Genomic DNA, 444 nt, shown 5'->3' with positions numbered 1-444 from the left:
CGCCATCGGACTGCCTCGGTTCGCCGACCGCCTCGATGGGCATCGCGTTGTTGAGTTCGTAATAGAGGTCGGTCGCGTCAGCGAACTCACTGGGCAAACAGTTCCGAACCATCTCACCGAGGTCGGCGTTCCCGTCGGCCATGAGGACCGTCACGCCGTCGAGCGCCGCCGCAGCATCGTGGCGTGTGAGTGGATACGAGAGGTCTTCGAGAACGGACTCGACGCGGCTCAATTTGATGGTTTTCTCCATGATTATTAATTGCCTTTAGAGCACTTAGCAGTAGCAGGACGCGTGCTAACACAGGAATTGCAGCTCTCGGTTCGGCTCGCCCGGCGCGAGAAACGACCGCGAAGAAGGAAGTCTAGACTGTATACTACGTGCAGTCTCGGACTGCGTTACTCGAAGTCTGGGTCGCGATCTTCGACGAAGGCGTTCATCCCCTC

General features: G+C 58.1%; 1 protein-coding gene. It reads right to left on the bottom strand.

Translation table 11 applies throughout. From position 1 onward, the window contains the following. Positions 1 to 250 (bottom strand): hypothetical protein (locus DEQ92_RS22835; RefSeq protein ID WP_115821822.1); only part of this gene is annotated, 250 nt, incomplete at its 3' end. Positions 251 to 444: the final 194 nt, after the last annotated feature.

Origin of the sequence: Haloferax sp. Atlit-6N (genome assembly GCF_003383195.1) — an archaeon.
GTDB lineage: Archaea > Halobacteriota > Halobacteria > Halobacteriales > Haloferacaceae > Haloferax > Haloferax gibbonsii.
Note: the sequence above shows the minus strand (reverse complement) of the source record. Positions and strands in the feature narration are given on the sequence as shown.